Raw genomic sequence first — 12003 nt, 5'->3', positions numbered from 1 at the left:
TCCTCTACATAGAGACTCACTGGTTCTGTCCTCCGCCCTTGGTCGGGATCACGTCCGACTCCACGGGCTTGTCCTGCTTCTGGTTGCCCGGATCGGGCTCGCCCGCACCGCTCTGCGTGGTGTTCTGGACGTCCTTCTTCGCATAGGGCTCGCTCGGCGCGTCGGGCGCCTTGGTCGCGCTCTGCGCCGCATCCGCCTTGACGATCGTATCGGCCGACAGCGGCGTCTGCGCGCCCTTGGCCTGTGGCAGCGCGCCCTTCTCGTCACCCGGAAGGACGTATTCGGCGCCCTCCCACGGACTCATGAAATCGAACGTGCGGAAATCCTGCGCGAGCTGCACCGGCTCGTACACGACGCGCTTTGCCTCTTCCGAATAGCGCAGCTCGACATAGCCCGTCAGCGGGAAGTCCTTGCGCTGCGGATGGCCGCGAAAGCCGTAATCGGTCAGGATGCGGCGCAGGTCCGGGTTGCCGCTGAACAGCACGCCGTACATGTCGTACACTTCACGCTCGAGCCAGCCGGCGACCGGCCAGATGTCGGTAACCGACGGCACCGGCTTGTCCTCGTCGGTCGCGACATGGACGCGCAGGCGGTGGTTCCGCGTCAGCGACAGCATGCAATAGACGACCTCGAACCGCTCGGCACGATCGGGATAGTCGACGCCGGCGATTTCCATGAGCTGCTGATAGGCAAGCCCCGGCGTATCGCGCAACGCGATCATCGCGTCGTACAGGTCTTCACGACGGACGTGCAGAGCGACCTCGCCGACCTTGTCGACCGCGTCGAGCAGCATGCCGCCGAGCGCCGCGCGGGCCGCGTCGATCGTGCCGTCATTGGCGGCATAGGCTGGTGCGGGCGCCCTCACCGTTCAATGCTCCCGGACCGCCGGATCTTCCGCTGCAACTGCATGATGCCGTACAGCAACGCTTCCGCGGTCGGCGGGCACCCGGGGACATAGATGTCGACGGGCACGATCCGGTCACAACCGCGCACGACGCTGTAGCTATAATGATAATAGCCGCCGCCGTTCGCGCACGATCCCATCGAGATCACGTATTTCGGCTCCGACATCTGGTCGTAGACCTTGCGAAGTGCGGGCGCCATCTTGTTGCACAGCGTTCCGGCGACGATCATCACGTCCGACTGACGCGGCGACGCGCGCGGTGCGGCGCCGAAGCGCTCGAGATCGTAGCGCGGCATGTTGACGTGGATCATTTCGACCGCGCAGCAGGCGAGCCCGAACGTCATCCACCACAGCGACCCGGTACGAGCCCACTGGAACAGCTCCTCGGTCGAGGTGACCAGGAAACCCTTGTCGGTCAGTTCACCATTCAGGCCGTCGAAAAAGCCCTGGTCGGGCGGCACGATCGCGCCACCGCCGGCGGGTGCCAGCAGACCGGAACCGGGCTGCGATGTGAGCTCTACTCCCAATCGAGTGCTCCCTTCTTCCATGCATAGGCGAGGCCGAGGGCCAGTTCGCCGATAAAGATCATCATCGAGATCCACGCGGTCCAGCCGAGCGTGAAGACCGAGACGGCCCAGGGAAACAGAAACGCCGCCTCGAGATCGAAGATGATGAAGAGGATGGCGATCAGGTAGAAGCGCACGTCGAACTGGCTGCGCGGATCCTCGAATGCGGGGAAGCCGCACTCATATTCGCTCAGCTTCTCGGGCGTAGGCTTGTGCGACCCGGTGAGCCTTGAGACAGCCATCGGCAGGAACACGAACGTGCTCGACAATGCGATGGCGACCCCGAGGAACAGGAGGATCGGAAGATAGTGCGACAGGTCGACCAAATGGCTTCTCGCAGATGCGAACAGATGGGGAGCCTTTAGGCCGATGGGCCCTGTGGGGCAAGGCTGGCGGCCCGTGAGAATCACTCGCAAGAGCTGTATGAGCCCCGCGGGAAACCTGCGTTACCTGCATGGTTGTGCAAGCAACGGCAACCGCCGGGCGCCGGTCGTAGCCCCCAGCAATACCGTCACCCCAGCAAATACCGGGGTGACGGACATTTGGCAGGCCGGCCCGGCCTACCGACCCCAACGCATCAGCGCAGCGCGCCGGCCACCAGCTTATGCAGCCGCGAATGCAGCGCGTCATTCGCCGCGAGGAACTCGTTGCGCTCCATCGCACGGTCGCCACCGCGGAAGTCGGTCACGTAGCCGCCAGCTTCCTTGACCAGCAGCATTCCGGCCGCGACGTCCCACGGCTTCAGGTTCGATTCCCAGAAGCCGTCGAACCGCCCCGCTGCCAGCCAGGCGAGATCGAGCGCCGCCGCGCCGAGACGGCGGATCCCGGCCACCTCGGGTGCGACCGCACCGAAGATGCGGCTCCACTGCGCGAAATCGCCATGACCGAGGAACGGAATACCCGTCGCGATGAGTGATTCGGACAGATCGCGCCGCGACGACACGCGCAGGCGCTGGTCGGTCAGCCACGCGCCGCGGCCTCGCTCGGCCCAGAAGCTCTCATCGGTGAGCGGCTGATACACGAGCGCAGTCGTGACCTCGCGCTTGCCGTTCGGCATCGGCTCCTCGACCGCGATCGAGATGCAGAAATGCGGGATGCCGTGGAGGAAGTTCGACGTGCCATCGAGCGGGTCGACGATGAAGCGCGGCTTGTTGGGATCACCCGCGACCTCGCCACGCTCCTCCATCAACATGCCCCAGTCGGGGCGTGCATGGCTCAGCTCTTCGAAGATCGTCTGCTCGGCGCGCTGGTCGGCCTGGCTGACGAAATCGGCGGGGCCCTTGCGGCTGACCTGCAGCTGCTGGACCTCGTTGAAATCGCGGCGCAGGCGCGGCGCGGCCTTGCGGGCGGCGCGCTCGATGACGGTCATGATGCCGGAATGGCTGGGCATTTCAATCCTTTCAGCCCCTCCCCTTCAGGGGAGGGGTTGGGGTGGGGCAGTGCCGCAGACCGAGGCCGCGGGCAAAGCCCGCGTCGTCGGCCGGGCCATGCCCGCCGGCCGGGCCGGCGGGTCGTGCGGATAGCTTAAGCTATCCGTCTCGGCCGCTCGGCCTTAATCAGCGCGACGTACGTAGGTCTGCTCATAGACATCGACCACGATCCGCGTGCCGGCACCGATGTGCGGCGGCACCATCACGCGCACGCCGTTCTCGAGCACCGCGGGCTTGTACGACGACGAGGCGGTCTGCCCCTTCACGACCGCATCCGCCTCGACGATCAGCGCCTCGATCGTGTCGGGCAGCTGGACCGAGATCGGCCGCTCTTCCCAGAGCTCCATCACGACATCCATGCCGTCCTGCAGGAACGCCGCGGCGTCGCCCAGGATGTCGGCATCGAGCGTGATCTGCTCGTAATTGACCTTGTCCATGAATGTCAGCGCGTCGCCGTCGCGGAACAGATACTGGAAATCGACCGTGTCGAGCCGCACCTTCTCGACGCTCTCGGCGGAGCGGAAGCGCGTGTTGCTCTTGCGGCCGTCGATGAGGTTCTTCATCTCGACCTGCATATAGGCGCCGCCCTTGCCGGGCTGGGTGTGCTGAATCTTCACGGCGCGCCAGATGCCGCCTTCATATTCAAGGATGTTGCCGGGACGAATCTCGACCGCGTTGATCTTCATGACCGATTCCTGCTGGAAAGAGCTAGGGGCCGTCCGCCAGGCAAGGCCGTGCGGAAACCCGAAGCCGCGCGCTTTAGCGGGATGGCCGCGCGCGGGCAAGCAGCGGGTAGGGATTGACCTCTTCGCCCTGCCACCAGCGTTGGCCCGGCTGCATCCGGCTTACCCCGAAATGCAGGTGATAATTGCCTGCGCCCGCGTCGCCGGTGTCGCCGACATAGCCAAGCCGGTCCCCCGCCGCGACCGCCATCCCTTCGCGCACGCCCGGCGCATAGCCCGCGAGGTGCGCGTAATAATAGGTCCAGCGCCGGTCGGGCGACCGGACATAGACGGTGATCCCGCCAAGCGCGCTCTGAAACAGCTTCTCGATTCGTCCAGGCGCCGCGGCGACGACCGGTGTGCCGCCCGCAGCCATGATGTCGGTGCCGTGATGCCCGCGCAGCCCGCCGCCGCGCGGATCGTTCCAGCTGTTGCCGACCGCGGTGCGCTTCACGCCGAGCACCGGCATCGTCAATGCTCGCGGCGCATCAGCATTCTGGACCTCTGCCTCAGCCTTCGGAGAGGCTGGCGACGGTGTGCGCCACGCCACCGCCTGCCGCCCACCGTCGCCGAACGACAGCATCGAAGCGAACGCGCCGCCAACCGCGACGATCAGCGCGAGAATAACCCAGAACGTCCGCGTCATGCGATCAGGCCTGGAAGACCGCCTTGGTCCCCGGCTTGATCATCATCGACAGTCGCGCCGCATCCCAGTTCGTCAGGCGGATACAGCCATGGCTTTCGGCGCGCCCGATCGTCTCGGGATTGGGCGTGCCGTGAATGCCGTAATGATCCTTGGACAGGTCCATCCAGACGACGCCGACCGGACCGTTCGGTCCCGGCGGCAGCATCTCCTTCTTCTGTCCCTTCTTCGCATCCCAGAACAGCGCCGGGTTGAAGTGGAATTTGGGGTTATAATCGGAGCCCTTGATCGTCCACGTCCCCAGCGGCAGCGGGTCGTGGCTCGACCCCATCGTCGCGGAGAACTGCGCGATCAGCTTGTCGTTCGCGTCGAGCACCCGCAGCACGCCATCGGACTTGTCGACAACGACGTGATCCGCCTGAAGCTGCTTTGCGTCGACGTTGAGCATGTTGAGCGTCGCGCGCCAGTCGGGACGGAACTTCGGATCATAGTCGCGCGACGTCGGCAGAGCGTTGGGGAACACCACCTTTGTCCCCGCCGACAGCTTGGTCGACGGCGAGTTGAGGGCCATGATCACCGCGGGCGTGGTGTGGAACATCTCACCCAGCTTCTCCATGACCGTCCGGTAACCGATCGTCTGAAGCTCGGCCTGCTTCGCCGGGTCCTTGGGCAGCGGATTAACGAATGGCCCCGCCAGCATCTCGGGCGTCAGCGCGACCGTGACGGTCGGCCGTGCCGCACGATAGGGATACAGCGCGCGCATCGTCTGCGTGTCGGGCTTGCCCGTGATCGGCAGCCCCTTCGCCTCCTGGAACCCCTTGAGCGCGGCCACGAGCGATTGCCCGCCGCGACCGTCCAGCACCCCGGGCCCAAAGCCCAGATGGTCGAGAATGACCTGTACATGCAAGACGTTGCGATCGATCGGCACGGGGGTAACGGAGGTCGACTGTGCGGATGCAGACGTGGTCGCACCGAGCAGAACGGCGGCTAGAACCGAGGTCTTCGTCAGAAATGCTGTCGTCATACCGTGATCCCAAACCGTTACGCCTGTGGATCAAACGGTCGGGACGTCTGTTGTTTCCAACGGCTTGGCGCAAGCACCGTCACAGGCTGGAAGTGCAGTCCGTGTAATACCAGTCCCGCATCCGGCTCAGCGCTTGGCGAGCACTTCGCCAAATGCCTTGACCGCAGCGACCTCGTCACCATTCCAGACGGCGCCCGACACCGCGACGAAATCGGCCCCCGCCGCCGCCAGCGCCGCGGCATTCTCCGGCGTGATCCCGCCGATCGCTACACACGGCATTTCGAACAGCGTCGACCACCAGGACAGAAGCACGGGCTCGGCCAGATGCTCGACCGTCTTGGTCGTGGTCGGATGAAAGGCCCCGAACGCGACATAGTCGGCGCCGGCCTCGCCCGCTTCCATCGCCAGATGCCGGCTGCCGTGACAGGTCACGCCGATCTGCGCATTGGGGCCGAGCTGCGCGCGCGCCTCGCGCGGATCGCCATCGCTCTGCCCGAGATGCACGCCGTCCGCGTCGAGCCGCTTCGCCAGCCCGATATCGTCGTTGACGATGAACGCGACGTCGCGCTCGGCGCAGATCGCGCGCAGCGGCGCGCCGAGCGCGGCGGCGGCATGCTGGTCGATGTCCTTCACGCGGAACTGGAACGCGGCCACCGGCCCGGCGTCGAGCGCGCGCGCAAGCCGCTCGGGAAAGTCGCCGCCGACGTCGAGCGGCGAGACGAGATAGAGCTGACATGGCGGCCGCCGCATGTCGCGGCGGAAATTCTCGGCGAATGTCGGGTCGAGCGGGCCCAGCGGATCTTCTTCGGTCATTCCCCGCCCCTAGCGGGTCGCGCCGCGCCCGTCACCCCGGCGCAGAGCCGGGATAACGGACGGGCGAAGCCGCGCTTATTCCTCGTTCTTGTAGATCCGGATGATCCGGTCGAGCATCGCCAGCGCCTCGTCGCGCGGACGCTGGAAGGTGTTGCGGCCGATGATCGAGCCGTTGCCACCGCCGTCACGAATGTCGCGTGCATCCTGGAAGACCGCATCGGCACCCTTGGACGCGCCGCCCGAGAACACGTTGATGCGACGCCCGGCAAAGCTCGACTGGACGACGTGTTTGACGCGATCGGCCTGCTTGGACCAGTCGGTGCCGGCATAAAGCGGCTTGGCTTCCTTCTGCTCGATATGATCGGTCGGCAGCTTGGTCTTGATGATGTGCGCACCGAGCAGCGCCGCCATGTGCGCGGCATAGGCGCCGACGTCGAGCGCGAGTTCGCCATCCTTGGTCAGCTCGCCGCCGCGCGGATAGGACCAGATCACGGTTGCGATGCCGACCGACTTGGCCTCTTCGCTCAGCTCGCGGATTTCCTCGACCAGGTCGAAGAACTGGTCCGCGCCCGGATAGATGGTGAAGCCGATCGCCGCCGAGCCGAGCCGCACCGCGTCCGCCACGGTCGCGGTCACCGCCTGGTCGATCGACGTCGCCCAGCTATTCGAGCTGTTGCACTTCAGGATCGTCGGGATCTGTCCGGCGAACGTGTCCGCGCCCGCCTCGAGCATGCCGAGCGGCGCTGCATAGGCGCTGAGCCCGGCGTCGATCGCGAGCTGATAATGGTAATGCGGGTCATAGGCCGCCGGATTGACCGAGAAGCTGCGCGCCGGGCCGTGCTCGAAACCCTGGTCGACGGGCAGGATCACCAGCTTGCCGGTACCGCTGAGCTTGCCCTGCATCAGGATGCGCGCAAGGTTCGCCTTTACCGCCGAACTCGTGGCCTCATACTTGTCGAGGATGGATTTGACGTGCGGTGTGATGGTCGAGGTCATGGTCATTCCTGTCTTAGAGTTCGAGCCAGCGGCGCAGCGCGTCGTCGACCCGGGTCATGGTGGTGATGGGTATCGTACCGATAATCTTGACGATGGCGTTGCGGTCGAGCGTGTCGAGCCTGTCGACCTGAATCTCGCTGTCGCAGAGAAGACCCGTCTCGGGCGACGCCTCGAGCGACACGCGAAAGAGGCTGGTGCCGGTGATGACGCTGGTGAGTGGGCACAGCGAGACCGTGCCATGATCAGCGAACAGGTCTGACTGAACGACGAGGAACGGTCGTGGCTTCCGGGAAGACTCCCCTTTGCCAGCCCCGATCACGACCATGCCCCGTGTAATTTTCACGTCAGGGACTCCGCGAACATGACATCCCAGTCTTCGTCCTTCGCGTGTCGATCATGTGCGGCAGCGACAAGCGATTGCCGCTTTGCCTCCGCGAGAAAGGCCTCATCGTGGCGTTCGACGTAGCGGCGTACGGCTTCACGTGCGATATCGCTCTTGCTGCGCCCTTGCGTGCGGGCGACCGCCGCGAGTCGTTCTTCGAGGTCGCTATCGAGCCTGACGCCGAGCATCCGAGTCTCCGTTTAACATGTTAAACATAGGCAAGGGGCGGCGCTTGATCAACCCCTGCCCGACCGCACTCGAACGCGCGCCAGGGACGGATTGACGCACCATCCCCGGACGCCGAGGATGGCGTCGGGAAAACCTCCGGGGGGAGAGCGCGCAATGACGGTTTCGATAAAGGGCGTGATCGCGAGCGCTCTGGCGCTGGCGATCGCGATGACGCCGTCTCACGCGTCAGCGACGATCAAGGTCGGCGACCGGGCGCCGAAATTCGAGATGACGCTGATCGACGGCAGCAGGATCAGCAGCACCGACCTGCACGGACAGGTCGTCATCCTCAATTTCTGGGCGACATGGTGCGGGCCGTGCAAGGCAGAATTGCCGCTGCTCGATACCTATTACCGGCTGCGCAAGGACAATGGCCTGCGCGTCTTCGCGGTCGCAACCGAAGACTCGCTTCCGGCGTACAAACTGAAACCAGTCTTCGCGGCGCTGGCGATACCATCGGCGCGGCGGATCAAGGGGGCGTTCGGCGTCATGGGCGCGCTGCCGACCAACTACATCATCGATCGCGCCGGGGTCGTCCGCTATGCGAAACCCGGCGCGTTCGACCTGGCCGACCTGAACAGGCTGCTCGTGCCCCTGCTCAACGAGCCGGCGCCGACGCCTTAACGGGTCAGCGCGGCGACGCCGGGCAGGTCTTTGCCCTCCATCCATTCCAGGAACGCACCGCCCGCGGTCGACACGAAGGTAAACGCATCCGCGACGCCGGCATGGTTGAGCGCCGCGACCGTATCGCCACCGCCTGCGACCGAGACCAGCGAACCACCCTCGGTGAGCGCCGCCGCCGTCTTGGCGAGCGCGACCGTCGCGGTGTCGAACGGCGGCGTCTCGAACGCGCCGAGCGGACCGTTCCAGACCAGGGTCCGGCAATTCTTCAGGACGTCGCCAAGCGATTCGACCGCAGCCGGGCCGACGTCGAGGATCATCTCGTCCGCTGCGACCTCGTGCACGTTGATCGTACGCGTGGCGGGGTTCGGCTTGAACTCCTTCGCAACGACGACGTCATAGGGCAGATGGACGGTGCAGTTCGCCTTGTCGGCAGCCTCCATGATCTGTTCACAGGTCGCAGCGAGTTCATGCTCGCACAGGCTCTTGCCAACATCGACGCCGCGCGCCGCGAGGAAGGTGTTGGCCATGCCGCCGCCGATGATCAGGTGATCGACGCGCGTGACCAGGTGGCGCAGCACGGCGAGCTTCGACGAAACCTTCGCGCCGCCAACGACTGCCGCGACGGGATGCTCCGGTGCGCCGAGCGCCTTCTGAAGCGCGTCGAGCTCGGCCTCCATCGCACGACCGGCAAAGGCCGGCAGGACGTGTGCCAGCCCCTCGGTCGACGCGTGCGCGCGGTGCGCGGCGGAGAAGGCGTCGTTGACGTAGAGATCGCCCAGGCTGGCGAAACGCGCGACCACCGCCGGGTCATTCGTCTCTTCGCCGCCGAAGAAGCGCGTGTTCTCCAGCACCGCGATATCGCCGGGTTCGAGCATCGCGACCGCGTCGTCCGCGCCCTCCCAGTCGACATAGCGAACCTCGCGACCCAGCACGTCGCTATACGGCCGGACGACCTGCGAGAGCGAGAATTCCGGGCTCGGATTGCCCTTGGGGCGGCCGAAATGGGCGAGGATCAGGACGATCGCGCCCTTGTCCGCCAGTTCGCCGACCGTCGCGACGGTCGCCCTCAAGCGCGTGTCGTCGGTGACGGCGCCTTCGGCCATCGGCACGTTGAGGTCTTCGCGGACAAGCACGCGCTTGCCCCGCACATCGCCCATGTCGTCGAGCGTCTTGAATGGCTTGCTCATGGTTCTTCGATCCTGATCTCGTCACCGACGGCGATTCTGCCGCCCATCAAAACGCGGGTACACGCCCCGCCCCGCCAGTCGGACGTGAGCGCGGCGAACAATCCTGGCGCCAGGGCTTCCATCCGTTCGCACGGATCGGTGTGGCGCGTCACCTCCAGCACCACGTCCGCGCCGATGCGGAGCCGCGTGCCGGGTATCTGGGGAAGGTCGAAGCCGTCGACGAGAAGGTTCGCGCGGCGTTCGTACCAGGGAATATCGCAGCCGACCTCGGCCATCGCGGCGTCCCAGTCGCCGCGTTCGAGCAACGTGACCTGGCGCCGTCCCCGGCCACCGGGCTTTACATAGCCGCGAAAGTCACCGTGCAAGCCGGCCTCGATGGTGATCTCGACATGGTCGATGACCTCCATCGGGGCTTTCGCGCGAGCGTGACGCGCGATGCCGGCGATCGTGCCTGCGCTCGTCAAGGTCGAGGCCACCGCCCCCTGCCCGTTCGTGTCGAGCGTGGTCGAGACACCATCTTTCACGGACGGCGACTTCTCGACTGCGCGCGAAGCGAACGGAAGAGGGGGTACATAGATCGCAACCTCAGATGAACTTCGCCATCGCGGTGGCCGTATCGACCATGCGGTTCGAGAAGCCCCATTCATTGTCGTACCAGCTGACGACACGGACCAGCTTGCCGTCGATCACCGCGGTCTCCAGGCTGTCGATCGTCGACGAGGCCGGGGTATGCTGGAGATCGATCGAGACGAGCGGCTCGTCCGACCAGTCGAGCACGCCGACCAGCGGACCGCTCTCGGATGCCGCCTTGAGGACCGCGTTCACTTCTTCGCGCGTCGTGTCGCGCGACGGCGTGAAGGTCAGGTCGATCAGCGAGACGTCGGGCACGGGGACGCGGATCGCCGAGCCGTCGAGCTTGCCCTTAAGTTCGGGCAGCACTTCGGCGACGGCGCGCGCCGCGCCCGTCGTGGTCGGGATCATCGACATCGCCGCAGCGCGTGCGCGACGCAGGTCCGGGTGGATCTGGTCGAGGATCTTCTGGTCGTTGGTATAGGCATGGATCGTCGTCATCAGCCCACGCTCGATGCCGATCGCGTCGTTCAGCACCTTGGCGACGGGGGCCAGGCAGTTGGTCGTGCACGACGCGTTCGACACGATCGTGTGATCGGCCGTCAGCTTGTCGTGATTGACGCCATAGACGACCGTCAGGTCGACATTCTTGCCCGGTGCCGAGATCAGCACCTTCTTGGCGCCGGCGTCGAGATGCTTCTGGCAGCTTGCCTTGTCGGTGAAGAAGCCGGTGCATTCGAGCACGATGTCGACGCCCAGTTCGGCGTGCGGCAGGTTGGCGGGGTCGCGCTCGGCAGTGACGCGGATGCGCTTGCCGTCGACGACGAGTTCATTGCCCTCGGCCGACACGTCGCCCGGATATTTGCCGTGAACGCTGTCGCGCTTGAACAGCCAGGCGTTCGACTTGGCGTCGCCGAGATCGTTGATCGCGACGAGTTCGAGTGCGCCGTTCGACTGCTCGAGAACCGCGCGGGCAACGAGCCGGCCGATCCGCCCGAAACCGTTGATCGCAACCTTGACCGTCATTGCTGTATCTCCGCTACGCCCGTGAGTCCGTTCCGGGCGCGCTGCCTTTGCGGGGCGGTGGGGCGCCCTGTCAACACCATGGACGGTGTGCGGCACGGGCGAAAGCCGCTTGCCGCGCCCCCCGGCCATGCTATCTCGCAATCTATGCCAGATACTCTTCCCGACGCGCCGACGGCCGTCGACAGGCCTCCCGACGGTCCAACCGCGGTCGACAGGATCGACGCCGCTATCGGCCGGATCGAAGCCGCGATCCACGCACGCGCCGAAAGCGGCGACGCGCTCGCCAGGCGGCATGCCGCGCTCAAGGCGCGCATGGCGGAGGCGGTCGCCGCGCTCGACGACGTCATCACCCGAGGGAGCCCCAACTGATGGCACAGGTCATGCTCGATATCGGTGGCCGCCCGCATGCGGTCGCGTGTCGCGACGGCGAGGAATCGCGCGTGCGTCTGCTCGGCGCGATGCTCGCCGAACGCTGGCCGGTCGCGGACCGCGCCGCCGGGGGGCTCAGCGCCGAACGCGCAATGCTGTTCGTGGCACTGATGCTCGCCGACGATCTGGACGAAGCCGCGCATCGGCCGCCCGAAGGATCGGCGGTCAGCGAGATCGCGCTGACGCGCATCGCCGATCGTCTCGAAGGACTTGCACAGGCCCTTGAGCAAAGCCCGCCGAGCGCCTAGATTGGCGTTGGCGGGTTCTGCCCGGTACGAGCCTTTATTATCCCTGAGGCTATTCATCATCCATAGGGGGCTGTCCCTGTTAGGACCCTGGTCCGAAGCATATGGTCCCCACCTGACGTACCGTGCGTCAGTGGATAACCCGGCACACGGCCATGGTGGGCCCGCCACATCACCATTCCCGTCATCGGACGATACCCGCATGATCGATCCG

17 protein-coding genes are annotated in these 12003 nt (G+C 65.8%); 3 read left to right on the top strand and 14 right to left on the bottom strand.

The window, feature by feature from the left end:
- Positions 1–16: 16 nt before the first annotated feature.
- The 11 genes from NEF64_RS06310 to relB form a co-directional block, all read right to left on the bottom strand.
- Positions 17–865: an NADH-quinone oxidoreductase subunit C gene (locus NEF64_RS06310; RefSeq protein WP_037527520.1), complete on the bottom strand. Its 849-nt coding sequence runs from the start codon at positions 863–865 to the stop codon at positions 17–19.
- Positions 862–1431: a NuoB/complex I 20 kDa subunit family protein gene (locus NEF64_RS06305; RefSeq protein ID WP_037527518.1), complete on the bottom strand. Its 570-nt coding sequence runs from the start codon at positions 1429–1431 to the stop codon at positions 862–864. The genes NEF64_RS06310 and NEF64_RS06305 overlap by 4 nt, the downstream gene beginning before the upstream one ends.
- On the bottom strand, positions 1422–1796 hold the full coding sequence (locus NEF64_RS06300) for an NADH-quinone oxidoreductase subunit A (protein ID WP_031393845.1): 375 nt from the start codon (positions 1794–1796) through the stop codon (positions 1422–1424). Before NEF64_RS06300 ends, NEF64_RS06305 begins: the two co-directional genes overlap by 10 nt.
- Positions 1797–2047: 251 nt before the next feature.
- Entirely contained in the window at positions 2048–2860 is an 813-nt protein-coding gene (locus tag NEF64_RS06295) for an inositol monophosphatase family protein (RefSeq protein ID WP_056406209.1), read from the bottom strand.
- A 162-nt stretch (positions 2861–3022) separates the two neighbouring features.
- Positions 3023–3586: an elongation factor P gene (gene efp / locus NEF64_RS06290; protein WP_037527514.1), complete on the bottom strand. Its 564-nt coding sequence runs from the start codon at positions 3584–3586 to the stop codon at positions 3023–3025.
- Between the two features lie 73 nt (positions 3587–3659).
- Positions 3660–4268: a M23 family metallopeptidase gene (locus NEF64_RS06285; RefSeq protein WP_031393848.1), complete on the bottom strand. Its 609-nt coding sequence runs from the start codon at positions 4266–4268 to the stop codon at positions 3660–3662.
- A 4-nt stretch (positions 4269–4272) separates the two neighbouring features.
- Positions 4273–5289 carry a L,D-transpeptidase family protein gene (locus tag NEF64_RS06280; protein ID WP_056406208.1) on the bottom strand — a complete coding sequence of 339 codons (1017 nt, stop codon included), beginning with the start codon at positions 5287–5289 and terminating at the stop codon, positions 4273–4275.
- Positions 5290–5415: 126 nt separating this feature from the next.
- Positions 5416–6102: a thiamine phosphate synthase gene (gene thiE / locus NEF64_RS06275; RefSeq protein WP_056406207.1), complete on the bottom strand. Its 687-nt coding sequence runs from the start codon at positions 6100–6102 to the stop codon at positions 5416–5418.
- Between the two features lie 75 nt (positions 6103–6177).
- Entirely contained in the window at positions 6178–7098 is a 921-nt protein-coding gene (locus NEF64_RS06270; RefSeq protein ID WP_056406206.1) for a class I fructose-bisphosphate aldolase, read from the bottom strand.
- A 13-nt stretch (positions 7099–7111) separates the two neighbouring features.
- Complete coding sequence (locus NEF64_RS06265) at positions 7112–7423, bottom strand: type II toxin-antitoxin system PemK/MazF family toxin (RefSeq protein WP_037527513.1); 312 nt, start codon at positions 7421–7423, stop codon at positions 7112–7114.
- A gap of 14 nt (positions 7424–7437) precedes the next feature.
- Entirely contained in the window at positions 7438–7668 is a 231-nt protein-coding gene (gene relB, locus NEF64_RS06260; protein WP_056406205.1) for a type II toxin-antitoxin system RelB family antitoxin, read from the bottom strand.
- A 154-nt stretch (positions 7669–7822) separates the two neighbouring features.
- Here relB and NEF64_RS06255 point away from each other — a divergent pair, with 154 nt between their 5' ends.
- On the top strand, positions 7823–8332 hold the full coding sequence (locus tag NEF64_RS06255) for a TlpA family protein disulfide reductase (protein WP_056406204.1): 510 nt from the start codon (positions 7823–7825) through the stop codon (positions 8330–8332).
- Here the strand turns inward: NEF64_RS06255 and NEF64_RS06250 are convergent.
- The 3 genes from NEF64_RS06250 to gap form a co-directional block, all read right to left on the bottom strand.
- Positions 8329–9519 carry a phosphoglycerate kinase gene (locus NEF64_RS06250; protein ID WP_056406203.1) on the bottom strand — a complete coding sequence of 397 codons (1191 nt, stop codon included), beginning with the start codon at positions 9517–9519 and terminating at the stop codon, positions 8329–8331. The two genes, NEF64_RS06255 and NEF64_RS06250, sit on opposite strands and share 4 nt — an antisense overlap.
- Positions 9516–9926 carry an MOSC domain-containing protein gene (locus NEF64_RS06245; protein ID WP_052148901.1) on the bottom strand — a complete coding sequence of 137 codons (411 nt, stop codon included), beginning with the start codon at positions 9924–9926 and terminating at the stop codon, positions 9516–9518. Before NEF64_RS06245 ends, NEF64_RS06250 begins: the two co-directional genes overlap by 4 nt.
- Positions 9927–10104: 178 nt before the next feature.
- A complete protein-coding gene (gap, locus tag NEF64_RS06240; RefSeq protein ID WP_056406202.1) occupies positions 10105–11115 on the bottom strand; it encodes a type I glyceraldehyde-3-phosphate dehydrogenase in 1011 nt (336 codons plus the stop codon).
- 144 nt (positions 11116–11259) lie between these two features.
- Between gap and NEF64_RS06235 the strand changes: the two genes are divergently transcribed.
- Together NEF64_RS06235 and NEF64_RS06230 are read left to right on the top strand one after the other, a co-directional pair.
- The gene (locus NEF64_RS06235) at positions 11260–11484 is read left to right on the top strand and encodes a hypothetical protein (protein WP_031396567.1); all 225 of its coding nucleotides are present in this window, start codon (positions 11260–11262) and stop codon (positions 11482–11484) included.
- A complete protein-coding gene (locus NEF64_RS06230; protein ID WP_031440961.1) occupies positions 11484–11792 on the top strand; it encodes a cell division protein ZapA in 309 nt (102 codons plus the stop codon). Before NEF64_RS06235 ends, NEF64_RS06230 begins: the two co-directional genes overlap by 1 nt.
- Positions 11793–12003 lie beyond the last annotated feature (211 nt).

The organism is Sphingomonas aerolata (assembly GCF_023935825.1).
Taxonomy (GTDB): domain Bacteria; phylum Pseudomonadota; class Alphaproteobacteria; order Sphingomonadales; family Sphingomonadaceae; genus Sphingomonas; species Sphingomonas aerolata.
This window is presented reverse-complemented; position numbering and strand designations above follow the sequence as displayed.

Coding starts and splice junctions, on each gene's coding strand:
- NEF64_RS06295 (WP_056406209.1), bottom strand. CDS start 2,860: ATGCCCAGCCATTCCGGCATCATGACCGTCATCGAGCGCGCCGCCCGC.
- efp (WP_037527514.1), bottom strand. CDS start 3,586: ATGAAGATCAACGCGGTCGAGATTCGTCCCGGCAACATCCTTGAATAT.
- NEF64_RS06285 (WP_031393848.1), bottom strand. CDS start 4,268: ATGACGCGGACGTTCTGGGTTATTCTCGCGCTGATCGTCGCGGTTGGC.
- NEF64_RS06280 (WP_056406208.1), bottom strand. CDS start 5,289: ATGACGACAGCATTTCTGACGAAGACCTCGGTTCTAGCCGCCGTTCTG.
- thiE (WP_056406207.1), bottom strand. CDS start 6,102: ATGACCGAAGAAGATCCGCTGGGCCCGCTCGACCCGACATTCGCCGAG.
- NEF64_RS06270 (WP_056406206.1), bottom strand. CDS start 7,098: ATGACCTCGACCATCACACCGCACGTCAAATCCATCCTCGACAAGTAT.
- NEF64_RS06265 (WP_037527513.1), bottom strand. CDS start 7,423: ATGGTCGTGATCGGGGCTGGCAAAGGGGAGTCTTCCCGGAAGCCACGA.
- relB (WP_056406205.1), bottom strand. CDS start 7,668: ATGCTCGGCGTCAGGCTCGATAGCGACCTCGAAGAACGACTCGCGGCG.
- NEF64_RS06255 (WP_056406204.1), top strand. CDS start 7,823: ATGACGGTTTCGATAAAGGGCGTGATCGCGAGCGCTCTGGCGCTGGCG.
- NEF64_RS06250 (WP_056406203.1), bottom strand. CDS start 9,519: ATGAGCAAGCCATTCAAGACGCTCGACGACATGGGCGATGTGCGGGGC.
- NEF64_RS06245 (WP_052148901.1), bottom strand. CDS start 9,926: ATGGAGGTCATCGACCATGTCGAGATCACCATCGAGGCCGGCTTGCAC.
- gap (WP_056406202.1), bottom strand. CDS start 11,115: ATGACGGTCAAGGTTGCGATCAACGGTTTCGGGCGGATCGGCCGGCTC.
- NEF64_RS06235 (WP_031396567.1), top strand. CDS start 11,260: ATGCCAGATACTCTTCCCGACGCGCCGACGGCCGTCGACAGGCCTCCC.
- NEF64_RS06230 (WP_031440961.1), top strand. CDS start 11,484: ATGGCACAGGTCATGCTCGATATCGGTGGCCGCCCGCATGCGGTCGCG.